Below are 24,188 nucleotides of genomic sequence, written 5' to 3'. Positions count from 1 at the left end.
TTTGGCGCTGGTCGCAAACGCCACTCGGGGGATGGCTACTCTGGAGATACAAAATGACTGATTTCACTCTGAACGCCCAAGCGCGTACCGACCTGGGGAAAGGTGCGAGCCGCCGCCTGCGTCGTCTCGCCGCCCAAGTTCCTGCCGTTGTATACGGTGGCGACAAAGCGCCTGCATCGATCGTAATGCTGGCTAAAGAAGTGGCCAAGCTGTTCGAAAACGAAGCTGCCTACAGCCACGTTATCGAGCTGAACATCGACGGCGTTAAAGAAAACGTCGTGGTCAAGGCCATGCAACGTCACCCAGCCAAGCAGTTCATCCTGCACGCCGACTTCGTTCGCGTTGTTGCTGGCCAGAAACTGACCGCCAAAGTACCGGTTCACTTCATCAACGAAGAAGCCCCGGTCAAGAAAGGCGGCGAAATCTCCCACGTAGTGGCCGAGATCGAAGTTTCCTGCGAAGCCAAAGACCTGCCTGAGTTCATCGAAGTCGACCTGGCCAACGCCGAAATCGGCACCATCATTCACCTGTCGGACCTGAAAGCTCCGAAAGGCGTTGAGTTCCAGGCTCTGACCCACGGTGATGACAAGGCTGTTGCCAACGTCCACGCCCCGCGCGTAGCACCTGAAGCAGAAGGCGCTGCCGAGTAATCCACTCGGTACGCCGGTGTTGACCGGGTTGCGGTGCTGACACCGCAACCCCCAACTCCAAGGAAGAGCCCCTGACGTGACAGCCATCCAGTTGATCGTCGGCCTGGGAAACCCGGGCCCCGAATACGAACAGACCCGGCATAACGCAGGGGCTCTTTTCGTTGAACGCATTGCCAGCGCCCAGCGTGTCAATCTGACTGCTGACCGCAAGTATTTCGGCCTGACGGCAAAATTCAGCCATCAGGGCAACGATGTTCGTCTGTTGATCCCGACCACCTACATGAACCGCAGCGGCCAGTCCGTTGCCGCACTGGCCAATTTTTTCCGTATCGAGCCAGATGCCATCCTGGTGGCCCACGACGAACTCGACCTGCCTCCGGGCGTCGCCAAACTCAAGAAAGGCGGCGGCCACGGCGGGCACAACGGCCTGCGCGACATCATCGCGCAGCTCGGCAACAAGAATGACTTTCACCGTCTGCGGCTTGGCATTGGCCACCCGGGTGATGCCAAGCTGGTGTCCAACTTCGTCCTGGGCAAGGCGCCGCGCGCCGAGCAGGAGAAGCTGGACGCCAGTATCGATTTTGCCCTCGGCGTGCTGCCGGACATCCTCGCCGGTGACTGGACGCGTGCGATGAGAGAGCTGCACAGCCAGAAGGCCTGACTTCACGAAGAGGGATTCACCATGGGATTCAATTGCGGCATCGTCGGCCTGCCCAACGTCGGCAAGTCCACCCTGTTCAACGCCTTGACCAAATCCGGTATCGCGGCGGAGAACTTCCCCTTCTGCACCATCGAGCCGAACAGCGGCATCGTGCCAATGCCCGATGCGCGTCTGGACGCCCTGGCTGCGATCGTCAAACCGCAGCGCATCCTGCCGACCACCATGGAATTCGTCGACATCGCCGGCCTGGTGGCGGGCGCGTCCAAGGGTGAAGGCCTGGGCAACAAGTTCCTCGCCAACATCCGCGAAACCGATGCCATCGCCCACGTCGTGCGCTGCTTCGAAGACGAGAACGTGATCCACGTTTCCAACAGCGTCGATCCCAAGCGCGACATCGAGATCATCGATCTGGAGCTGATCTTCGCCGACCTCGATAGCTGCGAGAAGCAACTGCAGAAGGTCACCCGCAACGCCAAGGGCGGTGACAAGGAAGCACTGGCTCAGAAAGCCATCCTGGAAAAACTCATCCCCCACTTCACCGAAGGCAAGCCTGCGCGCAGCCTGATGAAGACCATGGGCGAAGACGAGAAAGCCGTGATCCGTGGCTTCCACCTGCTGACCAGCAAGCCGGTGATGTACATCGCCAACGTTGCTGAAGACGGCTTCGAGAACAACCCGCACCTGGACGTAGTCCGTGCCATCGCCGAAGAAGAAGGCGCGGTCGTGGTGCCGGTGTGCAACAAGATCGAAGCGGAAATCGCCGAGCTGGACGAAGGCGAAGAGAAGGACATGTTCCTCGAGGCCCTGGGCCTGGAAGAGCCTGGCCTGAACCGCGTGATCCGCGCCGGTTACGGTCTTCTCAACCTGCAGACCTACTTCACCGCAGGCGTACAGGAAGTCCGTGCCTGGACCGTGCGCATCGGCGCCACCGCCCCGCAAGCGGCCGGCGTGATCCACACCGACTTCGAGAAAGGCTTCATCCGCGCCGAAGTGGTCGCCTACGACGACTTCATCCAGTACAAGGGTGAAAGCGGCGCGAAGGAAGCCGGCAAATGGCGTCTGGAAGGCAAGGACTACATCGTCAAAGACGGTGACGTGATGCACTTCCGCTTCAACGTCTAAGCGCCACGCCCGCATCACCCAAAACCCCTTGAGGCCAGCCGCCTCAAGGGGTTTTTCATTTCCAGTGCCCCGTCACCACGGCACCGGCAACGCGGGCGGCCCCTGCAATGACGGGAAATGCGGCAACACGTCCTCGGCCAGTTCCTGGATCACCTCGGCCGCGGGGCGTTGCGAGAACTGGATGCCCAGCGCGGAGTGGTTCACCCCCGCCGCCTGCCAACGCTCCAGCAGGGCGATCAGGCCATTGCGCCCGGTGCGCAGGACGAAGCCGCCGCGCAGCGGCGTCGGTGGATGGTCGGGGTCGTCCATCAGGTCCAGCCATTCATTGGTCATGTGCGGGCGAAAACCACCGTCCGGGATCCGCTCGCGCCACGCGCGGATCTTCTCGGCCAGGTGCTGCGGCCCGCGCACGGTGTGGGTCGCGTCCGGGTAGGTCAGCCAGCCGTCGGCCTGCTCGGCGATCCAGTCCAGCGACTGGCCGGATGAACGGGTGACGATCAGCGGGACCGAGCCGCTGGCCGGCTTTGGCAGCAACTGTGCGTCGCTGACGTGCCCCAGCGGCGAGTCCACCTCCAGCGCCCCCGCCGCCATGAGCTGGCGGAAGTAACGCACCGACTGGGCGAAGCGCTCGCCGCGCCGGGCATGCTCCAGGCCATAGGCGGGAAACTCGATGGGCCGGTCACCCGAGGCGATACCCAGCACCAGTCGTCCACCGGACAACTGATCGATGGTTGCGCTGGCCTTGGCCAGGTCGATCGGATGGCGCAGCGAGAAAATAATGCTGCCGGTGGCCAGCGCGACATTCCGCGTGCGGGCGGCGAGAAAGGCCAGGTAGGTGAACGGATCGAACACCTGCCCGGCGTCGCCGAAGTGCGGATCGAACAGCGGGATATCACGGACCCACACCGCGGCGAACCCGAGCCGGTCGATCGCGCTCACCAGTTCCGCCTGGCCGGCGAGGACGCTCATGTCGCCCTCGTAGAATCGCAGCGGCAGGAAGATCCCGAGGGTCAGGCGGTCCGGGGCGAACATGCGCCGATAGCCGGGATGGCCGTGGAACGCGGAATACGGCGCGCCTTTGAAACAACTCATGTCCTCTCCCCCACTCATGCGCCGGTCGCCACGGCGGGCAGCGTCACGCCTTTCTGTACCGCCGGCCGCGCCGCAACGCGCTCATGCCAGGCGCTCAGGTGACGGTACTGGCTGAAATCGAAGTCGATGATCCGGGCGATATGGCTCCAGCCGAACTGGGCGATATCGGCGATGGAGTAGCGGTCGCCCGCCAGCCAGGGGTGCGCGGACAGGCGCTGATCGAGGACGGCGAAGGCATCGGCGGTCAGCCGCCGGAAACGCTCGATGGCGGCGGGCACCGGCTGCTCGGCGAACACTTCGAAATGAACACGCTGGCCAATGATCGGCCCGACGCTGGAGGCATGAAACTGCAGCCACTTGATCGCCTCCCAGCGTCCTTGCACGTCCCGCGGCAGCAATTGCCCGGTCTTCTCGGCGAGGTACAGCAGGATCGCGGCGGACTCGAACAACGTCACGCCGGTGTCGTCGTCGACCAGCACCGGGATGCGCCCGTGGGGATTGAGCACCAGGAATTCCGGCAGGCGGTGCTCCCCGGCGTCGATGCGAATGTGGTGCAGGCGATACGGCAGGCCCAGTTCTTCCAGAGCGATGCTGGCCTTGAAACCATTGGGCGAGCTGTCGGAGTAGAGGTGGATCATCAACGGGCTCCTTGCGGGTGATGCCGACTTTCTCCTTGAGAAAGCCTGGCTAAACCAGAACAATCCGGCTCAGCCCATGGTCGCCTCGTCTGTGCACAGACAGAAACGATTTGATCTTCACTCACTCTTTAGGCCAGCTAAACCTTGAATCCTGTCTTTCCACTGCTCGCACTGCGCGCATTCGCCGAAGTCGGTCGCCACGGCAGCATCAAGCATGCCGCCGCCGCGCTGGGGGTCACCTCGGGTGCGGTGAGCCAGCAGATCCGTCACCTGGAAGAACGTGTCGGCCTGCCGCTGTTCGTGCGCAGCCGTCTGCGCATGGAACTGACCGAGGCCGGTGCGCGGGTTTTTCCGACGCTGCTGATGGCCTTCGACCAGATCGAACAGGCCCTGCACCTCCTCGAAGCCAGCCGCGCACGCCGCACCCTGACGATCAGCACCGTGCCCTCCTTTGCCGCCTCCTGGCTGGTGCCGCGGCTGGGGCGCTTCAATGCTCGTCATGCGGATATCGAAGTCCGCGTCGAAGCGTCGGCGGGGTTGGTGGATCTTCAGCGTGACCGAGTCGATGTCGCCATCCGCCATGGCCTCGGCGACTATGCCGGACTGCTGTCGGAGCACCTGATGGCCCCGGTGCTGTTGCCGGTCGCCAGCCCCGCATTGCTGGCATCGGGCCCGCCGCTGCGGGAGCCGGCCGACTGCCTCGACTATCCGCTGCTTCAGGATTCCGACCGCGCCGACTGGGCGCTGTGGCTCGCGGCACATGGCGCGGCCGAAGACCCACGAGCCGAGCGCGGCACCGCGTTCGACGATGATTATTTGCTGATTCGCGCCGCAGTCGCCGGACAAGGACTGGCGCTGGTGCCGCAGGAGTATGCGCGGGAAGAAATTGCCGAAGGCCGCCTCGCGCTGGCCCTGGATAAACCCTGGCCGGCGCGCTTCGCGTATTACCTGGTGATGCTGCCCGAGGCCGGGCAGCGGGAGGAAGTGGCGGCGTTCGTGGCGTGGATCCGGGAAGAGGCACACGCTGCGCCCTGACCCGGAAACGCCTTGAGCAACGACCGTCATGCGCCGTTTGTTCAAGCGCGGCCAGGCGCACCTGGCCGAGACTCGCGGCTCCACTTTTCAAGGAGCAGCGAGATGCGCAGCCTGTACGGTCCAGTGTTTTTCTTCGGTTTCATCGGCGCCGGCGTGTACCTCGTCACACGCGGCGCGAGCCCCGGCTGGCTGCTGTTGTTGCTGGTGGCGGCGATAGCCGTGAGCGCACTGTGCGAGCAGCTATGGCCGTACCGCCCGCACTGGAACACGCCGCAAAACGACAGCCGCCGGGACGCCCTTCACGCCGCCGTCAACGAAAGCCTCAACGTGCTGAGCGTGGCGGCCATCCCCTTGATCGCCATGCTGCTGCCCGACGTCGGTATCTGGCCGAGCCACTGGCCGGTGGCGCTGCAATTGCTACTGGCGCTGCCGATCGCCGACCTGGGAATCACACTGGTGCACTACGCCAGCCACCGTTGCGCGCCGTTGTGGCGGTTGCATGCGGTGCATCACAGCGTCACCCGGCTCTATGGTTTCAACGGGCTGATGAAGCACCCGCTGCACCAGTTGCTCGAAGCCCTGGGCGGAACCTTGCCGTTGCTGCTGTGCGGGTTGCCGCAAGAGGTGACGGCGCTGCTGGCGTTCAGCATTTCCATCCAGTTGCTGCTGCAACACAGCAACGTCGACATGCGCATCGGCGCGCTGCGCCATGTGTTCGCCTGGGCGCCCGTGCACCGCCTGCATCACTTGAAGTACGGGACCAACGGCGATGTGAACTTCGCGCTGTTCTTCAGCGTGTGGGATCGCCTGCTGGGCACCGCCCTGCATTTGCCGGGTTACCCGCTGGCCAACGACGACCTGGGGATCGGCGACCATCCCGACTACCCGGTGGGCTATTGGGCGCAACTGCACCAGCCGTTCACCGGCGCACAGGCGACGCACCCGCCCGCGCCGTTGCCCGCCGGCCTGCGCGATGCGCTAGCCGATCACGTGCAGGCGTAGATGGCGCACGCTGTGGTCGGCACGAATGCCGAAGTGGCGGCGGACACAGCGCGACAAATGCGCGGAATCGGAGAAACCGGCAGTCGCCGCCGCCGTGGTCAGGCTGCTGCCCGACAAGGCGAGTTGCAAGGCGAAACGCAAGCGCTGCCACAACACCAGCCGGCGCACGGACGCGCCCAGTTGCCCGTTGAACAACCGCTCCAGTTGGCTGATGGAAAGCGCCGCCTCGTTGGCCAGCACCGAGGCCGGCAACGTGTCGGCGTCGAGCAGGCGAATACGCTGCAACGCTTTCGATAACCGGGGCTGCAAGGGACGGCGGGGAAGGTTGTTCAGCATTTCGATCAACTGACCGGGGTCGGCCCCGGCCTGTTCGCAAGCGTGCCGCAGTGCCGGCAATTCGAACGCCAGCGGCTCGGCGAACAGGCTGATCAGCGGTTGCTCGGTGAGGATCGAGTGCTGTCGGTCTGACTCGATCGGCACCACGGCGCCGCGTTCGAGCGTGCCGTCGACCAGCGCCTCGACGCTGCCTTCAGCGGCGATCAGCACCTGATGCGGATAATGCGCGTGGTCGTCGGTGTGACCTGCCCGCCCGGCGATCAGACAGTAGTCGGTCGCCAGCCAGAGGTCGCCTTGCCAGCGCGGGTCCGGTTGCTGCTGTTGCACGGGTTCCTCCGAGTTTTTTAGCCAAAGTCGCCAAACAGGATTGCGCGCTTCTTATTCAAAAACGGCATTTACTTCGCCGTTTTTATTCTTTCACCCCTCAGTACCATTCGTTCATAGTCCGCCCACTGTCGACACCAAACTGACAGGGCGCACCGTCACGAAAGGACGCCGAGATCGAATCGCTGGCCGAACACCTTACACAGGAGCAAGGCAGCAGCTTCTTTTGCGTGAAAGACATGACTGCTTCAAGCGCGGAAAATCGGGAACGAATCGGGCAACTGTTCAAACTCAATTACCAGTGGCTATGCGCGCGCGTCCGTGCGCGCATGGACTGCCCACACAATGCGGAAGACATCGCCGCCGAAACCTTCGCTCGCGTACTGACCATGCCCGATCCGGCCGCGTTTCGCGAGCCCAGGGCATTGTTGAGCACCATCGCCCAGCGGCTGATCTATGAAGGCTGGCGGCGTCGCGACCTGTCGCGCGCCTATCTTCAGGCCATGCAGAACATCCCCGAAGTCTTTCATCCCTCGCCGGAAGAACAAATGATGCTGATTGAAAGCCTGATGGCAATCGACCAGTTGCTCGACGGGCTTAACCGCCAGGCCAAAGCGGTGTTCATCCTCAACCAGATCGAGGGCCTGCCGTATTCGAAGATCTGTGAGCGGCTGGGGATTTCCCTCGGCACCGTCCACGGCTACATGGCCCAGGCACTGCGTTGCTGTTACCACGTGTTCGAATCATGAAGACCGCACCTGACCGGGCACTGAAGGACCAGATCGCCGAAGAGGCCATCCTGTGGATGGTGCGTTTGCAGTCCGGCGAAGTCAGCCCGGGTGAACACCAGGCGTTCGAAGCGTGGCGCGCTACCGACAGCCGCCACGCCGACGCCTTCAAGCGCATCCAGATCGGCCTCGATACCGCACAAGGCTCGCCGCTGCGCGGACGTCCGAGTGCGCCGCTACTTCACGCCATCAACGCGCCGTCCGGGCGCCGCACGTTCCTGCGCAACAGCCTGGCACTCGGCGGCCTGGCCCTGTCGGTCGGCTTGCTGGGCCGAGCGGTACAGTGGTCCTCGTCCAATGACCTGCAAACCGGCACGGCCGAGCGCCGCAACTGGCAGTTGGCCGACGGCAGCCGCCTGCAACTCAATGCCCGCAGCCGGGTGTCCACCGCGTTCGTCGACAATCAGCGCCAGTTGCAACTGCACCAGGGCGAGCTGGTGCTTGATGTCGCCAAGGACGCTCACATACCGTTTGTCCTGCGCACGGCTCAAGGCGTAATCAGGAGCAACGGCGGGCGCCTGATGGTTCGCCAAAACCCCGATGCGACGCGCATTGCCACCCTCGACGGGCCGCTGCGCCTGATGCCCGAGCGCGGCGCGGTGGTCACCATCGAGTCGCGCCGCAGCGTGCTGTTCGACGACAGCACCATCGTCCATCAGCAGCCGATGATGAGAGGCGAAGCGGCCTGGCTGGATGGCTGGCTGGAAGCGCGCAACCAGCCTCTGGCCGAGGTCGTCGAGACGATCCGCAGCTATCGCCCCGGCATCGTCAGGCTCGACAGCAGCCTTGCCGACCTGACCGTCAGCGGCCTGTACCCGCTGGACAACAGCGACCAGTCCCTGGAAATGCTCGAACAGCAACTGCCCATCAGGGTGCGGCGCTTCAGCGCGTACTGGATCAGCATCGAGCGCGCCTGAGCCGGTTCTATCGATAAGCCAAAACGATCTAGGGCAAAAATGAAAATTCACTGAAGCAGTTGCTCATGGAGGATTACATCTCCGTGAATAGTGAAATTCGAAATGCCGAAACAGACCCGCAACTTCGCCCTTGCCCCCCTCGCCTATGCGCTGATGCTGAGCCTCGCGGCAGTGCCGGAAATCGCTGCTGCCGAAGACAGCGCCAAAGCCGATCAGCGCCGCGAGTACTTCGCCATCGATGCGGGCCCGCTCGCCGACACGCTGCTGACGATCTCTCACCAGACCCGCACCCCGATCTCCTTCGACCAGGCCTCGCTGGAAGGCTTGAACAGCCCGGCCATCCGCGGCGACCTCAGCCGCGACCAGGCCATCGAACGAGCCCTGCGCGACACCGGCCTGCAGGCCAACTACACGCCCAGCGGAGCCATCGTCATCAGCCTGGCCGGGGCGAAGCGTGCAGCGGCGCAACCGGTCAAAGCCCCCCGGGCGCACAGTGCGTCGCCGGCGGCGCAATCCGATACGACGCTGGCCACCGTGGTGACGCTCGGCACCCGACGCCAGGACGTCACGGCCCTGAAAAGCCTGGCCCCCGTGGAACTGATCTCCCCCGAGCAAATCCAGAACACGGGTGCCGTCACGCTCAACCAGGCCCTTACCCAACTGGTGCCATCGTTCAACTTTCCGCAGGGCCAGAACGCCTCCAAAGGCACCAGCGCGGTGCGCGCCGCCTCGCTGCGCGGGCTGAGCCCCGCCTACACGCTGATCCTCGTCAACGGCAAACGCCGCAACCCCACCGGGCGCCTGTCAGGCGTCGATCCGTGGGGCGCCGATCAACTGGTGGAGCTGAACAACATTCCCATCAGCGCCATCGAGCGGGTGGAAGTCCTGCGTGATGGTGCATCGGCCCAGTACGGTTCGGATGCCATCGCCGGCGTCCTCAACATCGTGCTCAAGGAGCGCGACAGTGGCGGCGCCCTGCAGAGCCGCTACGGCCAGTACAAAAAGGGCGACGGCGAAACCCGCAACGCCAGCGGCTGGTGGGGCACCAGCCTGCCGGGCGACGGCTTCCTCACTCTCAGCGCCGATGGCCTGAGCAACAACCCGGTGGACCGCAGCGGCATCGACCACCAGTACGTCAACGCCGGCCCGGCAGGCGACCTGAGGACTGGGCGCTGGGGCCAGGGCGGACGCGAACAGGGCTCGCTGCTGGCCAACGCCGAGCTGGGGCTGAACGACCAGGCCAGGCTCTACACCACGCTCAACTACGGCTACTCGAACAACATCAACGATGTGAACCCCAACTACTCAAGCTCGCGAGACAACATCAAGGCGATTTACCCCAACGGCTTTCAGCCGCGGGTGTCGGAAAAGCGCTATGACCAGTCAGCGGTCGCCGGCCTGAAATACACGGACGACCTGCTCGGCAACTTCGACCTGTCGGTGTCCTACGGCAAGAACGAGGTCAAGGGTTACCTGGAAAATAGCCTCAGCCCGAGTTACGGCCTGGCCTCGGCGACGCACTTCTACCGCGGCGCCAGCGAGAGCAAGACCACCAACCTGGCGCTCGACTGGGACCACGACCTGGACTTCAGTTGGGCGCCGTCGCCCTGGACCCTGTCGGGCGGCGTCGCCTACCGGCATGAAAACTTCGCCATCAACGAGATCGGCGACGAGCAATCCTGGGACTACGGCGGCGGGCTGATCCCCGCGGGACAACTGGGTGCAGGGCAGCGCGCACGGTTTGGCGCCGTGGACATCGCCGGCATCAACCCGGACGACCTCGGCAGCCTGTCGCGCAACGTCTACGGGCTCTACGCGGGCCTCGAAGGCCACCTGACCGAAAAGCTCGAACTGGGCACCGCCTTGCGTGCGGAAAACTATTCGGACTTTGGCGATACGGTTAACGGCAAGCTCTCGGCGCGCTACACCTTCACGCCTGAGTTTGCCGTGCGCTCCACCTTCAGCACTGGCTACCGGGCCCCGAGCCTGGGCCAACTGTCGACCCAGACCACCACCTACACCGGTAACTGGAGCTTCGACGGCGGCGCGGCCGCGCCAGGCCGCACCCGCCTGTTTCGCCCTGGCGACAGCGCCGTGTCGGCCTTCGGCGCCAAGGCGCTGGACGCGGTAAAAGCCAAGAACCTGTCGCTCGGCTTCGTCTGGACCCCCACCGACCGCACGTCCCTGACCATCGATGCCTACCGCATCGACATCGACGGCAACATCCTCGCGACCTCGACGCTGCAAGACCCCGCCAACAACAGCTCCACCGCCGTGCGCGACATCCTCGCCCAGGCCGGCCTGAGCGCCTTTACCGGCGCCTCGTTCTACACCAACGGTTATGACACCAAGACCCGCGGCGTCGATGCCCAACTCAAGCATCGCCTGGACCTGCAGGAACTCGGACGGCTGGATCTCGGCGCCGGTTTCAGTGTCACCGACACCAAGGTGAGCAACGTGAAGCAGGGCAGCGTGCCGACCCGCACGGGCACCACCCTGTTCACCCGCGATGTGCTGCTCAACCCGGAAAACGGCACACCGGAAAACAAGCTGATCCTGTCCAGCGACTACACCCTCGGCAAATGGGGCGTGAACGTCCAGGCCACCCGGTTCGGTGAGTACACCTACAACCACCCCACCCTCGCCAGCCAGGACCAGACCTTCAGCGCGCAATGGGTCGTGGACCTCGACGTGCGCTACCAGTTGACCCGCGAACTGGGCCTGAACCTGGGCGCCAACAACCTCTTCGATACCTATCCCGAGAAGTACAAGTCGTTCAATCAGGTCAACGGCATCAACCGCTACGGCTTCATCGCCCCCGCCGGGGCGTCCGGCGCGTTCTATTACGTCGGCGTGAACTACCAGTTCTAAACGGGGAGCAGCAGCATGCATCGAGATATTCAGAGCGCCCCGCCGCCGCAGCGTTTCTTTATCCAGTTGGCGAGGCTGAGCGGACACCGGGCCAGCCCGCGCGCGCTGGTGAAGACCGCGTGGTTCATCCCCTTTCTCGGCCTGATCGCGGTGTTGTTCGTCTGGCCGCTGATCATGCTGGTGGTGGGAGCGTTCCGCAGCAAGGCGCCGTTTCTGCCGGGCGAGTGGACGGTTGCCGCGTGGCGAGTGGCGTTCCACAACCCCGGCATGCTCGCGGCGGTCTGGGCTTCGGTGAAGATCGCGCTGGTCAGTACCGCGGCCTCGCTGCTGTTGGCCATCGGCCTGGCGTTTATCAGCGAGCGCACCGACTTGCGGGTCCGGCGCTGGATCATGCCGAGCATGCTGCTGGTGTTCGTCACGCCCGGGATCTTCTACGCCATCGCGTTCACCCAACTGGCCAACCCGTGGACCGGCCTGCTCAACGATGCCCTGCGCCACGGGCTGGGTATCGACACGCCCTGGCTGAACATCCAAGGCTGGTGGGGCATTTACACCGTCCTGATCCTCAAGAAGGTCGCGCTGACCTACTTGTTTATCGCCGGCGCATTCCGGGCGCTGGACAGCTCGCATGACGAGGCGTCCTACCTGTCCGGCGCCGGGCCGTTGCGCACCTTCCTGAGCGTCAATCTGCCCAGCCTCGCGCCGGCGCTGACCAGCGTCGCCTTGCTCGGGATCATTGCCGGCCTGCAAGTGTTCGAACCGATCCTGATCCTCGGCGGCCCCGACAACATCGTGGTGATTGCCACCTTGCTGCTGAACCTGCTGGGCGGTGGCGCCGGCCCCGCCGACTATGCCCAGGCGAGCATCCTGTCGAGCCTGTTCGTCGCGTTCGTCGCGCTGATCTACATGGGGCAATTGCGGGTGCTGGGGCGCAAGGGTTTCGTGTCAGTCAGCGGCAAGTTTTCCCGGGCCCGGCTGCTGCGCCTGCGCGGCCTGCGCGCCGTGATTTCCACGCTGGTGGTGCTGTTTTTGCTGGTGTCATTCGTCTTGCCGCTGGGGGCGTTGGCGTTCTCCTCCATCCAGCCTTACCCCGGGGTCTACAGCGGCTTGTCGCTGGCCCGCTACGCCAGTGTTCTGGAACAGCCGCGAGTGATCGAAGCGATCCGGGTGACGCTGGTGCTGGGGGTGATCGTCGGCGCCGTGGTCATGACCCTCGCGTTCAGCGTCGCCACCCTGGCCCGGCAATTGGGCCGCCGCAGCCAGGCGGCGCTGCGCTTCGCCACCCTGATTCCGCTGGCCATGCCCGGCGTGGTCACCACCGTGGCGATTTCGTGGGCCTGGCTGAGCATCCCGGCGTTCGCCCAGTTGTACGGTTCCATCTGGCTGGTGGCCCTGGCGCTGATCGTCACCGCCATGCCCTTCGCCAGCCAGATCGCGCTGTCGGCAACCTCGCAGATTGCCCCGTCGCTGTCCGAGGCCGCGCGCATGACCGGCGCCGGGCCCGTGCAGACCTTCTTCGAGATCGTCCTGGCGCTCGCCGCGCCCAGTTTCATTGCCGGCTGGTTCATGAGCGCGCTGATGGTCTCCGGCAACCTGGAAGTGCCGCTGCTGCTCAAGTCCCCCGGCGTGAACACGCTGGCGGTCATCACCTACAACCTGCAAAGCGCCGGCGACTACAGCATGGCCGCCGCCCTGCTGATGGTGCTGATGGCGTTTTCGGTCGCGCTCTGGGGCGCGAGCCTTTTGACCCTGTGGGCCTTTCGCCGCGCGCGCCACCTCAACAATCACCGCAACAAACAACGTGCCCTCGGTCTGACCGCCGGCACGTCGGGAGGCTTTTGAACATGAGCAGCGTGACCCTCAACCATGTACGCAAAGCCTTCGACGGGCGCGTCAATGCCATAGAACACCTCGACCTGCACATCGAGGACGGCGAATTCTTCGTCCTGCTCGGCCCCAGCGGCTGTGGCAAAACCACCACGCTGCGCTGCATCGCCGGCCTGGAAGAACCCGACGCCGGGCAAATCCTGCTGGGTGATCGAACCGTGGCCGATACGCAACAGGGCCTGTTCGTCGCGCCGGAAAAACGCAACATCGGCATGGTGTTCCAGAACTACGCGCTGTGGCCGCACATGACGGTCAGGCAGAACGTCGCCTACCCGCTCAAGACCCGCACCCGCCTTGGCGATGAGCAACACCGCCAGGTCATCGAAGCGCTGCAACTGGTGGGCCTCGAAGGCTACGCCGACCGTTACCCGGCCGAGTTGTCCGGCGGCCAGCAACAACGCGTGGCCCTGGCCAGGGCGCTGGTGGCCCGCCCGGCCCTGATGCTGTTCGACGAGCCGCTGTCGAACATGGATGCGCAATTGCGCATTCGCCTGCGTCAGGATTTGCGGCGCATTCATGACGAACTGGGCTACACCGCGGTGTATGTGACCCACGACCATGCCGAGGCCCTGGCGCTGGCTGACCGCATCGCGGTGATGAATGCCGGCAGGCTGGAGCAGATCGGCACGCCCAGCGAAATCTTTCTGACACCGCGCACTCATTTCGTCGCCGAGTTCGTCGGCTTCGAAAACCTGCTGCGCGGCCATATCAGCAAGACCTCGGGCGAGCTGGCTCACGTTGCCCTCGCCGGCAGCGACTTGCAGCTTGTCTCCAGCAATCCCACCGGCCTCGCCGCCGAAACGCCGGTGTGGCTGGCACTGCGGGCCGCGCAGATCGTCGCGGTGCCGCTGGACCATCCGGTGCCCGACAACGCCACCCTGCTGACCGGCATCCTTTCGCAGGTCACCTACGCCGGGGACCGCTACCTCGCCCAGGTGGTGGTCGAAGACCGGACGCTGGCCGTGACCCTGGCGCTGGATGTCTGGGGCACGTCAGCGCATACCCGCGAGTCGGTGTCCGGGCGCTCCGTGCATGTGCTGATCCAGCCTGGCGCCGCAGTGGTGATGCCACGGGACGAACAGCCCTCGCACGACACCGCCGCCACACCCGCCGAGCGGGAGGCCGCATGAAGCGCCTGCCTTACAGCCTGCGCCTGACGCTGGTGGTCGCCGCCCTGGCCGGGGTGTTCGCGCTGGGCACCCGGCAAGGCGCATTCAGCGATGAGGAAGCGACCCAACGCACCCGCGAACTGACCGGCAGTGCCTCGCAACGGGCGGCCATGGAGTCGCTGTACCGCGAAGCGCTCAAGGCCGGCGAGCATCAGGTGGTGGTTTACCAGGCGGCCATGGACTACGAGTGGCAGCCGCTGTGGTCGAGGTTCGCCCAAGCCTTCCCCGGCATCCGGGTGACCTACATGCACCTGTCGCCAACTGCGGTGACCGACCGTCTCGACGTCGAGAAAGTCACCGGCGCGCACTACGGCGACCTGATCAGCCAACCGGTCAACGTGGTCATGGGCATCGCCGACCGCGGCTACCTGGAAGGCTGGCGTCCGCCGACCGCGGACGACCTGGATACGCGCTGGCACTACAAGGACCAGGTCTGGTTCACCTTCAACAAGGTCTACGGCCTTGGCTACAACACCCAGCGCGTTGGCGAGGAGTCGCTGCCGACCGACCTCGAACAACTGCTGGCCGACAAATGGCGCAACAGCTTCGAATACGGCGCGCCGGGCGGCGGCGCGGGCACCACCGACGTGGCCTTGCTGCAACTGCTGGTGCAGCAGCGTATCGGCGTCGAGCAACTGACCGCGCTGCGTGATCGCGGCGGTGCCGGCGGCGCCCAGGAAGCCGGCGTCATCAGCCTCGCGCAGGGGCGCCGCGCATTGAATCCGTGGGCCTACCTGCCGCCGCTGATGCGACAGCAGCGGCTGGGCGTGCCCATCGCCATCGACTACCCGGCGGACTTCACCTTGCTGGTGCCGTTCGGCCAGGGGCTGGTGCGCCAGCCCGCCCACCCCAACGCCGCGCGCCTGCTGCTCACCTGGCTGATGACCCCCGACGCCCAGGCGCTGCTCGCCAGCGAGGCGTTCTCGCTGGGCAACATGCCGGACGCGCCACTGCCACCGGGCCTGCCCGCCCCGGCAGCGGAGCAGGCCCGGCACACCATGCTGAGCCCGCAGGAAACCGCGCGCGGCCTCAAAGAGTGGGTGCCCCGGCTACGGGCGCTCTGGCAACAAACCCTGTGAGCAACGCTCAAGGAATTTCACATGCCTGAACCGAAAATTGACCTGCACAGCCACTGGTTTTCCCCCACCGTCACCCGCCTGCTGAGCGAGCGCCGCCAGGGTGTCCGAATCGAACGCGCAAGCTCCGGGCCGGTGGCCCTGGTGCGCGGCGTCGACGATGCCCTGCCGGCACGCTTCGACCTGGGACCGCAATGGTTCGACCTCGACCTGCGCCTCGAACACCTGGCCTCGGCGGGCATCGTTCACCAGCTCATCTCGTGGCCTACCACCCTGGGCGTCGACCCGCTTTCCGCGCCCGGCGAAGCGCTTGAACTGTGGCAGGCCTACAACAAGGACCTGGGCCAGTTGGTGCGCGAGCACCCCGCCCGTTTCTCCGCCGTGGCCGCGCTGTCCACCTCGGACATCGGCTGGTCCGTCGACGAGTTGGCCCGCGCCCATGAGCAGTGGGGCCTGATCGGCGCCGTGCTGCCGGTGAACGTGTTCGCCTCCAGCGAAGCGGCGGCGCACATCCGGCCACTGCTGGTCGAAGCGCAAAAACACCGCTCGCACCTCTACCTGCATACCGGCAATGGCCACGCCAGCATCAGCGGCCAGCCGCCCGCGCCTGACGCCCGGGATATCGCGGCCGTCCGTTCGGCGGTCGCCACCGCCAGCGGATTCGCCAACGCGGTGTTCACGCTGCTGTTCACCGACCTGCTCGACGAGTTCCAGGACATCACCGTGCAGTTCGCCATGCTGGGCGGTTCCGGCACCTTCGCCAACCTGCTGGAGCAGTTCCTCGCCGCGCCGGAACGCTACGGCGCCACCGACCTCCGCAAGCGCCTGGCACGCCTGACGTTCGACACCGGCGCCGCCGGCCGCGGCACTGAAGCCATCACCCATGTAGCCCGCGTGCTGGGCCACGAGCACATCGTGTTCGGCACCGACTACGCGCCGTTCGCCGACACCCGCGAGGTGATCGAAAACATCCGGCGGACCCCGCTGGATGCCGCCGCGCAACGCGACATCTTTTTCCACAACCCTGCCCGGCTGCTGCGCAGCAAAGGCGTGAACCTGACTGACCTGACCTGATCGAGAGCCCACCATGACCGTGACCACACAACGCGTTGCCGTACCCGATGTCCCCGCCGAAATCGACGAAATCGTCGCCTGGCACAGCCACATCTACTTCTCCGAAGACACCCGCCACATCGCCGAGCGCCTGAACGAAGAACTGCAGGACCGCTTCAAGATCTGGGACTACCGCTGGCTGGATCAATCCAACGGCCTGCACCCGACGCCGATGTTCCGCTTTGCCCTGCTCAAGGAAGATTTCGAGCGCTATGTGTACTGGATTCTCGAAGCGCGCCAGGGGCTGAGCGTGTTGCTGCATGCGATCACCGAGAACGTCTATATCGACCATTCCTACCTCACGCTGTGGTTCGGCAAACAGCTCGACCTGGGGCTGGACGGCATGCGTGAAAAAGAAGCGCAACGCCTCGCCGGCGAACAGACCGAAGTGAACAGCGTGCTGCTGGTCGGTCAGCAACGTCACCTTGCCGGGACGGTGCGCTACCGCCCGGGCGATGACACCTACAAGACCCGCGACTGGCCCGCGCCGAAACTGGCCTGACCCTCACTGAAAGCGCCAGCCCTCCCGGCGAGGGCGGCGCTGCCTGCCAGAACCGGTCATCCGGCCTGTTTGAATCCAAGGACTTCCATGACGTCGACCACGGTTCCCGACTCGCATATCCCCACACTGGCTTCGAGTCCGTTTCGCTTCACCCTGCAATTCGCACGGCACTTTCTCGGTTGGTATTTGCTGATCGTGACTTTGCAAATCCTCTCCTCGGCCTGCGGCGTCACCGTGTCGCTGGCGCTGGGTCAGGTGGTCGGCGCGCTCAGCCACGACTTTTCCGGCCCGCGCGACCTCAATGCCGTCTGGCCGCCGCTGATCCTGTTCGTGGCGCTCAATCTGGGCGAACTGGTGTTTGGCCGTGTCGCCGGTTTCTGCCGCGTGCACGTGGCGCCGCTACAGCGCACCCGCGTCACCGCCCACCTGTTCGCCTACCTGCAACACCACTCCCAGCGCTACATCGGCAGCAACTTCGCCGGTTCCCTGGCCAACCGCATCTCGGAAACGTCGATGGGCGTCAACATGACCCTGTGGGCGCTGATCTTCGACGTGATGCCGGTGCTGGTGACCATGGCCGTGGCGGTGATCATTCTCGCCGGCGCCAGCCCGTTGCTGGCCGGCTTCACCTTCGTCTGGTCCATCGCCTTCGTGCTGCTGTCCTACGTGCTGGCGCGGCGCTGCCAGCCGTATTCCCGGCTGTTTTCCGCCGCCCGCAGCGAAACCACCGGCCGCGTGGTCGACGCCGTGAGCAACCTGACCGCGGTGCGCCTGTTCGCCCGCATCGGTTTCGAACGGGCCCACCTGCAGCAATTCCTCTCCCGCGAAGTGGACGCCGCGCGGCGCGCCTGGGGCTTCAACGAGAAGATCGTGCTGTTCCAGACCAGTGCCTCACTGGTGCTGAAAATTGGCCTGCTGGGCTTTGCCCTGTGGCAATGGCGCGAGGGCGTGATCGGCGTGCCCGAGTTCGTCATGAGCACCACGCTGTCGTTCGTGGTGATCGCCGAAGCGCGCAACATCAGCCGGCGCTTTCTCGACCTGTTCGAATACTTCGGCAACATCGAAAACGGCGTCAGGACCATCGTCGTGCCCCACGAGATCGTCGACAGCGAACAGGCGCGCGAGATCAAAATCGCCGCGGGCAGCATTGAAATCCGCAACCTCAGCTTCGGCTATCAGCCCGGCCAGGTTCTGTTCCACAACCTCAATCTGGTGATCCCCGCCGGACAGCGGGTCGGCCTGGTGGGCTATTCCGGGTCGGGCAAGTCGTCGCTGCTCAACCTGCTGCTGCGTCAGTACGATCCGCAGCAAGGCGTGATCAGCATCGACGGCAAGGACATCCGCCAGTTCACCCAGCACTCGCTGCATTCGCAGATCGGCCTGATTCCACAGGAACCGGGCCTGTTCCACCGCAGCCTGCTGGACAACATCCGCTATGGCGATCCAGACGCCAGCGAGTCGGCGGTCGAGTCCGCGGCGCGGCAAGCCCATGCCCACGACTTCATCGAGAAAATGGACAAGCGCTACCACTCGCTGGTGGGTGAGCGTGGCGTGCGGCTGTCGGGTGGGCAACGGCAACGCATCGCGATCGCGCGGATCATCATCAAGAACGCGCCGATCCTGATCATGGATGAAGCGACCGCGAGCCTCGACTCCATCACTGAGCAGGCCATCCAGGACACGCTGACCGACGTCATGCGCGACAAGACCGTACTCGTCGTCGCCCACCGCCTGTCCACGGTGGCGCAACTGGACCGGATTCTGTTTTTCGATAATGGGCAGATCATTGAGGACGGTTCGCACGAGGAACTGCTGTCGCGGCCCGAGGGTGCGTATCGACGGCTATGGGAGCGTCAGGTGGGGGGTGTGTTGCCGCTGCATGCGGTGGGGTGATCTTTGGGTTTGGGCTTGGGTTTTGTTCGTTTATCCATTGGATGCAGCGAGCCTGCCGGTGAAGTTACGGGCAGCACCTGGGCTCGCGCATCGTCCTTCGCGAGCAAGCTCGCTCCTACAGCATCGGTGGGTTGCGTGCCAGCGATAGAAGCCGGCAGGCAGGTCGTGCGCTCGGACTCAGCGATAACGCTCAAGCCAATGCGCGTAAGGCGCCGGCAAGGTCCACGACGCCTTCTCCACGCCCAATTCCTTGGCCGCGAAATACGCCCAATGCGGATCGGCCAGATGAGCGCGGCCCACCGAGACGATATCCAGTTGGCGCGAACTCACCGCTTCTTCCGCCAGTTGCGGCGTACCGAAGCCCCACGCGGAGGTGACCGCCAGGCCGCTTTCGTCACGCACACGGCGGGAGATTTCACCGAGGAACGCCGGGCCCCACGGGATGTTGGTTTCGGCGATGGTGAAGCCGACGCTGACGCTCAGCAGATCGAGGCCACCGGCCTTGAAGCGGCGGGCCAGTTCGATGGATTCGCTGAGGGTCTGCTCGTCGCGACCGTCGTATTCGATCACGCCGAAACGCGCGGTCAGCGGCAGGTGCTCAGGCCAGACTTCACGCACGGCGGCGAGGGTTTCGAGCAGGAAACGGCTGCGGTTGTCGAAGCTGCCGCCGTAGGCGTCGGTGCGTTGGTTGGAGTGTTCGGAGAAGAAGCTTTGCGCCAGGTAACCGTGGGCGAAGTGCAGTTCGATCCACTCGAAGCCGGCTTCAAGGGCGCGACGGGCACCGTCGACGAATTCCTGTTTGACCCGGGCGATGTCGTCCAGGGTCATTTCCCGCGGTACTTTCGGCAGGTGGTGACCGAAGGCGATGGCCGACGGCGCGATGGTCTGCCAGCCACGGGCGTCGTCTTCGGCGATGTGGTCGTCACCTTCCCACGGACGATTGGCGCTGGCCTTGCGGCCGGCGTGGGCGATCTGGATGCCCGGCACCGAACCTGCGGCCTTGATGGCCTTTACCACCGGCACGAACGCCTGGGTGTGCGCGTCGCTCCAGATACCGGCGCAACCGGGGCTGATGCGGCCTTCAGGCGCCACGGCAGTCGCCTCGACCACCACCAGGCCGGCGCCGCCACGAGCCATGCTGGCGTAGTGAACGTGGTGCCAATCGTTGACGATGCCGTCTTCGGCCATGTACTGGCACATCGGTGGAATGGCGATGCGATTGCGCAGGGTGAGGTCTTTCAAGGTGTAGGGTTGGAAAAGTTTGGACATGCAGGAGGCTCCGACAGGTTTTGATACGATTGTTCGATAGTATTCGAACTATGGCATTTAGTGAAGCCTCCGTTATCATCAGCACCATGCGCGCCTACAAACACCCCGACCCCAAAGACTTCGTACTCGAACGTATCCTCTACGCTCTGAGTGACCCTGTTCGCATGGAAATCGTTCGCTGCCTGGCCAGTGTCACGGAAGCCACCTGCGGCGAACTCGACGGCGGGCGACCGAAGTCGAGCATGTCCCATCACTTCCGTGTGCTGCGTGACGCCGGCCTGGTGCAGACCCGTTCGGTCGGCACCACGCATATGAACTCCCTGCGCCTCGACGCGCTGGACGGGCGTTTTCCGGGGTTGATCGGGGCGATCCTGTCGCACAAGTGAGGCGGGCTCAGGCCGGCGCCGTCTGACGCTCGCGCAACCGCCAGTACCCCAACACCGCCACCAGCAGCACCGCGCCGCCCGCCGCCAGCGCCACCGCGAATCCAGCCCGCGCCCCGCCCTCGTCCAGCACCTGCCCGGACAACGCCGCGCCCGCCGCCACGCCGACATTCAAACCAGCCAGCAGCCAGGTCATGCCTTCGGTCAGCCGCTGTTCGGGCACCACCCGCTCCACCAGCGACATCGCCACGATCATCGTCGGCGCGAAGAACACCCCTGCCACCAGCACCGCGGCAATCAACGTCGCAATACCGCCAACCAGCGACAACGGCACCGTCGTCGCCGCCGTCGCCAGGCCGCCCAGCAGCAACAGGCGGTGCAGCGGCTGATTCAAGCGCAGCGCGCCGAATACCAGCCCCGCCACACACGAACCCAACGCATAGGCCGACAGCACCAGGCTCGCGGCGGCCGGTTGTCCGAGTGCCGCGGCGAAGGCGACGCTGACGATATCGACGGTACCGACGATCACACCCATGGCCACCATCAGCAGCGTCAGCAGGCGCACCTCGCCCAGACCAATCACCGAACCGCTGTCGTGCCCCGCCTCCTCCGCCGCCAGCACAGGCGGCTCGCTGCCGCGCTGCGCCACCAGCGCCAGCACACCGATCACCAGCAACAGCGCTGCCGCCAAAGGCCCGGCCTGCGGGAACCACGCCACACACAACCCCACCGACAGCGGCGGCCCCGCGATAAAGCTCACTTCATCGAGCACGGTTTCCAGCGAATACGCCGTCTGCAACTGCGGCTGCCCGCGATAAAGCGCCGTCCAGCGTGCCCGCACCATCGCCGACAGGCTCGGCATGAAGCCGCTCAGCGCGGCGCCGAGAAACAGGCTCCAGTCGCCCAGCGGCCAGCCGCTACCGAGCAGCAACAAGGCCATGCCCAGCACGCTGATCGCGGTCGCCAGTGGCAACACCCGGCGCTGCCCGTGACGATCCACCCGCCGGGAAATCTGCGGCGACAGCAGCGCGTAAGTCAGCACGACGGTCGCCGACACCGCCCCGGCCAGCGCGTAGCTGCCGCGCAGTTGCGCCAGCAGGGTGATGATGCCGATGCCGGTCATGGGCAACGCGAGGCGCGCCAGCAGACCGGCCAAAACAAAGGCCCGTGTGCCGGGCTGGTCAAAAAGCGATCGATAAGGATTGTTCAATGTTGCGCTCCTTGGCACCTCGCGCTTGCCATTGCGGCAGGCGACGGGAAAAATACATACGGCTCGTATGAATAAAAGCCTATTTACATACGCAGCGTATGTAAAGTCCCTCTTCAAGGAGAAACGGATGGCCCGCCGTACCCGCGCCGAAATGGAAGAAACCCGTGCCGCCCTGCTGGCCACAGCCCGCAAGGCGTTCAGCGAAACCGGCTACGCCGCCGCGTCGATGGACGAACTCACCGCACAGGCGGGCCTGACCCGGGGCGCGCTCTACCATCATTTCGGCGACAAGAAAGGTCTGCTGGCGGCGGTGGTCGAGCAGATCGACGCGGAAATGGATGAGCGCCTGAACGTTATTTCCGACACCGCCGAAGACACCTGGGAAGGCTTCCGCACGCGGTGTGAGGTGTATCTGCAAATGGCCCTGGAACCGGAAATCCAGCGCATCGTCCTGCGCGATGCCCGCGCCGTGCTGGGCGGTGCCTCGGCGGATTCACAGCAGCATTGCATTGCGTCGATGCAGGTGCTGATCGAGCAGTTGATCGAGGAGAAAATCGTCGTGGCACTGGACCCGCGGGCGCTGGCGCGGTTGATCTACGGCAGCCTGGCCGAAGCGGCGGTGTGGATCGCCGAAAGCGAAGCGGGGGATGAACGCCTGGCTCAGGCTAGTGAGGCGTTGGGGGTGTTGTTGCGGGGTATTTTGATTCGCTAGCCAACAGATCTGCAGCGCCCTCAAGATCTATCGGCTCGCGCCTGGTGGCCCCGAACCGCCCCCCCAAACCCTCACTCCGCCACCGACACTCGATACGCCTTGCGATTCGCCGACCGCGCAAAGCACACGAACAGCGCCGCCATTACCGCCAGCGCCATCGGCAAGCCGTGCGGTGCGACGTCCATCGCCGCGCCGCTTACCAACGGCCCGATCAGGCTGCCCACGCCCCAGAGCAATCCGACACTGGCATTGGCGGTCACCAGGTCCTGCCCCTTGAACTGCTGCCCGATCAGCACCAGCGCCAGGGTATACACCCCGCCCGCCACCGCCCCGAGCAACACCAGCGCCGGCCACAACAGCCACTGCACCTGGATCAGCCACGGCAATGCCAGGCCGATCAGCATCGCCACCACGCCGCACACCAGGTGCACCAGGGTCCGCTCGCAGCGGTCGGCAAGCCAGCCGATGGGCAACTGGAACAGCATGTCGCCGGTCAGAATCACCGTCACCATCAACGCCGCCACGCCCACCGCAAAAGCGTGGTTGGTGGCGTACACCGGCAGCAGCGAGAGGATCACCGCGTCGAAGAACGAGAAGAACAGCACGCCCATGCACAGCGCGGGCGCGACGCGGAAGAAGCCGGCGAGGGAGAAGCTCTTTTCGCCCTCGTCGCCATGCTCGACATGATCGTTCGGCACCGTCCAGACGATGCACGCCAGCGCCAGCGCATACCCCACCGACACCATCACGACCAGCCACGGCCCCTGCGCGCCGAGCAGCGACAGCATGGCCGGGCCGAGCATCTGGCAACCGGTGAAGGCGGTGGCGTACAGCGCCATGACCTTGCCGCGGTTGTGTTCTTCGCTCAGTTCATTGACCCAGGATTCGCCGAGGATGATCGCCACCCCCATGCCGAGCCCGAGGCCCAGGCGCAACGCGCCGAGCAGGTAGATCGACGAGAACGCCCACTCGATCAACCCGACACTGAGGGCGCAGATGCTGAAGCTGAGCAGGTAGATCATGCGCCGGGTCAGGTGCCGGCAGCAGGCGTCGACCATGAAGGCCGACAGCATCATGCCGGCCGCGGGCGCGGCGGACAGAACGCCGATCTGCAGGCTGCTGGCCCCGGCATCGAGCAGGCGCAGCGAAACCAGCGGCAGGGTCGCGCCGAGGCTGAAACCGATGATGGAAACGACAAACAACAGACCGACGAGAAAACGCTTGTTCATGACTCACTCCACAACCACCGGCGCGCGAGGCAAAGGGCTCACGCGCGGGCGCAACACGCTCGATGACAGAAGACGAACGGACCACGACGGCCCGCGAAGGTCAGGCGGCGATGGTGTGTGGCGAGAAGGTGAAGGCGAACAGCACGCTGCGCCGGCGCTTGAGCACCGTGTCACTCGGCCAGTCACGACGAACGGCCCGGACGGCGGGCTGTTGAGCGATGAGGTGGCAGTTGACGCGGTTCATGGTCGGGCTACAGCAAGGGGATAGGAAAGGGCCGGCACTCTAGGCCATGGGCTTCGGTGCCGTCA

General features: G+C 65.0%; 23 protein-coding genes. 16 read left to right on the top strand and 7 right to left on the bottom strand.

The genetic code is table 11. The features are described 5' to 3' along the window. Positions 1–53: 53 nt before the first annotated feature. The 3 genes from NTD82_RS14790 (at position 54) to ychF (ending at position 2,433) form a co-directional block, all read left to right on the top strand. The gene (locus NTD82_RS14790; RefSeq protein ID WP_262129244.1) at positions 54–650 is read left to right on the top strand and encodes a 50S ribosomal protein L25/general stress protein Ctc; all 597 of its coding nucleotides are present in this window, start codon (positions 54–56) and stop codon (positions 648–650) included. Positions 651–726: 76 nt separating this feature from the next. Further along, complete coding sequence (pth, locus tag NTD82_RS14785; protein ID WP_095158653.1) at positions 727–1,311, top strand: aminoacyl-tRNA hydrolase; 585 nt, start codon at positions 727–729, stop codon at positions 1,309–1,311. 21 nt (positions 1,312–1,332) lie between these two features. Then, positions 1,333–2,433, top strand: a complete 1,101-nt coding sequence (ychF, locus tag NTD82_RS14780) for a redox-regulated ATPase YchF (protein ID WP_095158654.1) — start codon at positions 1,333–1,335, stop codon at positions 2,431–2,433. 72 nt (positions 2,434–2,505) lie between these two features. Here the strand turns inward: ychF and NTD82_RS14775 are convergent, their stop codons facing one another. After that, complete coding sequence (locus NTD82_RS14775; protein ID WP_262129243.1) at positions 2,506–3,525, bottom strand: LLM class oxidoreductase; 1,020 nt, start codon at positions 3,523–3,525, stop codon at positions 2,506–2,508. 14 nt (positions 3,526–3,539) lie between these two features. After that, the gene (locus tag NTD82_RS14770; RefSeq protein WP_262129242.1) at positions 3,540–4,163 is read right to left on the bottom strand and encodes a glutathione S-transferase family protein; all 624 of its coding nucleotides are present in this window, start codon (positions 4,161–4,163) and stop codon (positions 3,540–3,542) included. A gap of 144 nt (positions 4,164–4,307) precedes the next feature. Between NTD82_RS14770 and gcvA the strand changes: the two genes are divergently transcribed. Together gcvA and NTD82_RS14760 are read left to right on the top strand one after the other, a co-directional pair. Then, on the top strand, positions 4,308–5,198 hold the full coding sequence (gcvA, locus tag NTD82_RS14765; RefSeq protein ID WP_262129241.1) for a transcriptional regulator GcvA: 891 nt from the start codon (positions 4,308–4,310) through the stop codon (positions 5,196–5,198). A 102-nt stretch (positions 5,199–5,300) separates the two neighbouring features. Then, positions 5,301–6,200, top strand: coding sequence for a sterol desaturase family protein (locus NTD82_RS14760; protein ID WP_262129240.1), 900 nt, complete (start codon positions 5,301–5,303; stop codon positions 6,198–6,200). Here NTD82_RS14760 and NTD82_RS14755 read toward each other — a convergent pair. Continuing rightward, entirely contained in the window at positions 6,177–6,863 is a 687-nt protein-coding gene (locus NTD82_RS14755) for an AraC family transcriptional regulator (RefSeq protein WP_262129239.1), read from the bottom strand. The two genes, NTD82_RS14760 and NTD82_RS14755, sit on opposite strands and share 24 nt — an antisense overlap. A 236-nt stretch (positions 6,864–7,099) precedes the next feature. Here NTD82_RS14755 and NTD82_RS14750 point away from each other — a divergent pair, with 236 nt between their 5' ends. The 9 genes from NTD82_RS14750 to NTD82_RS14710 all read left to right on the top strand — a co-directional run bounded on the left by NTD82_RS14750 (position 7,100) and on the right by NTD82_RS14710 (position 19,076). Continuing rightward, on the top strand, positions 7,100–7,609 hold the full coding sequence (locus NTD82_RS14750; protein WP_095158659.1) for a sigma-70 family RNA polymerase sigma factor: 510 nt from the start codon (positions 7,100–7,102) through the stop codon (positions 7,607–7,609). Next, entirely contained in the window at positions 7,606–8,565 is a 960-nt protein-coding gene (locus NTD82_RS14745; protein WP_262129238.1) for a FecR family protein, read from the top strand. The genes NTD82_RS14750 and NTD82_RS14745 overlap by 4 nt, the downstream gene beginning before the upstream one ends. Before the next feature lie 102 nt (positions 8,566–8,667). Then, the gene (locus NTD82_RS14740; RefSeq protein ID WP_262129237.1) at positions 8,668–11,436 is read left to right on the top strand and encodes a TonB-dependent receptor; all 2,769 of its coding nucleotides are present in this window, start codon (positions 8,668–8,670) and stop codon (positions 11,434–11,436) included. A gap of 15 nt (positions 11,437–11,451) precedes the next feature. Next, positions 11,452–13,278 (top strand): ABC transporter permease, encoded by a 1,827-nt coding sequence (locus NTD82_RS14735; protein ID WP_262129236.1) that lies wholly within the window; start codon positions 11,452–11,454, stop codon positions 13,276–13,278. Between the two features lie 2 nt (positions 13,279–13,280). Continuing rightward, the gene (locus tag NTD82_RS14730; RefSeq protein WP_262129234.1) at positions 13,281–14,453 is read left to right on the top strand and encodes an ABC transporter ATP-binding protein; all 1,173 of its coding nucleotides are present in this window, start codon (positions 13,281–13,283) and stop codon (positions 14,451–14,453) included. Beyond that, positions 14,450–15,571: an ABC transporter substrate-binding protein gene (locus tag NTD82_RS14725; RefSeq protein ID WP_262129233.1), complete on the top strand. Its 1,122-nt coding sequence runs from the start codon at positions 14,450–14,452 to the stop codon at positions 15,569–15,571. Before NTD82_RS14730 ends, NTD82_RS14725 begins: the two co-directional genes overlap by 4 nt. 21 nt (positions 15,572–15,592) lie before the next feature. Beyond that, a complete protein-coding gene (locus tag NTD82_RS14720) occupies positions 15,593–16,642 on the top strand; it encodes an amidohydrolase family protein (protein ID WP_262129232.1) in 1,050 nt (349 codons plus the stop codon). 13 nt (positions 16,643–16,655) lie between these two features. Further along, positions 16,656–17,183 (top strand): DOPA 4,5-dioxygenase family protein, encoded by a 528-nt coding sequence (locus tag NTD82_RS14715; protein WP_262129231.1) that lies wholly within the window; start codon positions 16,656–16,658, stop codon positions 17,181–17,183. 87 nt (positions 17,184–17,270) lie between these two features. Further along, a complete protein-coding gene (locus NTD82_RS14710; RefSeq protein ID WP_095158667.1) occupies positions 17,271–19,076 on the top strand; it encodes an ABC transporter ATP-binding protein in 1,806 nt (601 codons plus the stop codon). Between the two features lie 177 nt (positions 19,077–19,253). Here the strand turns inward: NTD82_RS14710 and NTD82_RS14705 are convergent, their stop codons facing one another. Continuing rightward, on the bottom strand, positions 19,254–20,345 hold the full coding sequence (locus NTD82_RS14705; protein WP_095158668.1) for an NADH:flavin oxidoreductase/NADH oxidase: 1,092 nt from the start codon (positions 20,343–20,345) through the stop codon (positions 19,254–19,256). 50 nt (positions 20,346–20,395) lie between these two features. On the opposite strand from NTD82_RS14705, the gene NTD82_RS14700 reads away from it, so the two are divergent. Then, positions 20,396–20,731, top strand: a complete 336-nt coding sequence (locus NTD82_RS14700) for an ArsR/SmtB family transcription factor (protein WP_262129230.1) — start codon at positions 20,396–20,398, stop codon at positions 20,729–20,731. A 7-nt stretch (positions 20,732–20,738) separates the two neighbouring features. Here NTD82_RS14700 and NTD82_RS14695 read toward each other — a convergent pair whose 3' ends face one another. Further along, positions 20,739–21,938, bottom strand: a complete 1,200-nt coding sequence (locus tag NTD82_RS14695; RefSeq protein ID WP_262129229.1) for an MFS transporter — start codon at positions 21,936–21,938, stop codon at positions 20,739–20,741. Between the two features lie 127 nt (positions 21,939–22,065). On the opposite strand from NTD82_RS14695, the gene NTD82_RS14690 reads away from it, so the two are divergent. Next, entirely contained in the window at positions 22,066–22,650 is a 585-nt protein-coding gene (locus NTD82_RS14690; RefSeq protein WP_262129228.1) for a TetR/AcrR family transcriptional regulator, read from the top strand. Positions 22,651–22,721: 71 nt separating this feature from the next. Here NTD82_RS14690 and NTD82_RS14685 read toward each other — a convergent pair whose 3' ends face one another. Further along, positions 22,722–23,879 carry an MFS transporter gene (locus NTD82_RS14685; protein WP_262129227.1) on the bottom strand — a complete coding sequence of 386 codons (1,158 nt, stop codon included), beginning with the start codon at positions 23,877–23,879 and terminating at the stop codon, positions 22,722–22,724. A 100-nt stretch (positions 23,880–23,979) separates the two neighbouring features. After that, on the bottom strand, positions 23,980–24,123 hold the full coding sequence (locus tag NTD82_RS14680; RefSeq protein ID WP_262129226.1) for a hypothetical protein: 144 nt from the start codon (positions 24,121–24,123) through the stop codon (positions 23,980–23,982). Between the last annotated feature and the right edge of the window lie 65 nt (positions 24,124–24,188).

This window comes from Pseudomonas sp. 5P_5.1_Bac1, assembly GCF_025466015.1.
Classification (GTDB): domain Bacteria; phylum Pseudomonadota; class Gammaproteobacteria; order Pseudomonadales; family Pseudomonadaceae; genus Aquipseudomonas.
Note: the sequence above shows the minus strand (reverse complement) of the source record. Positions and strands in the feature narration are given on the sequence as shown.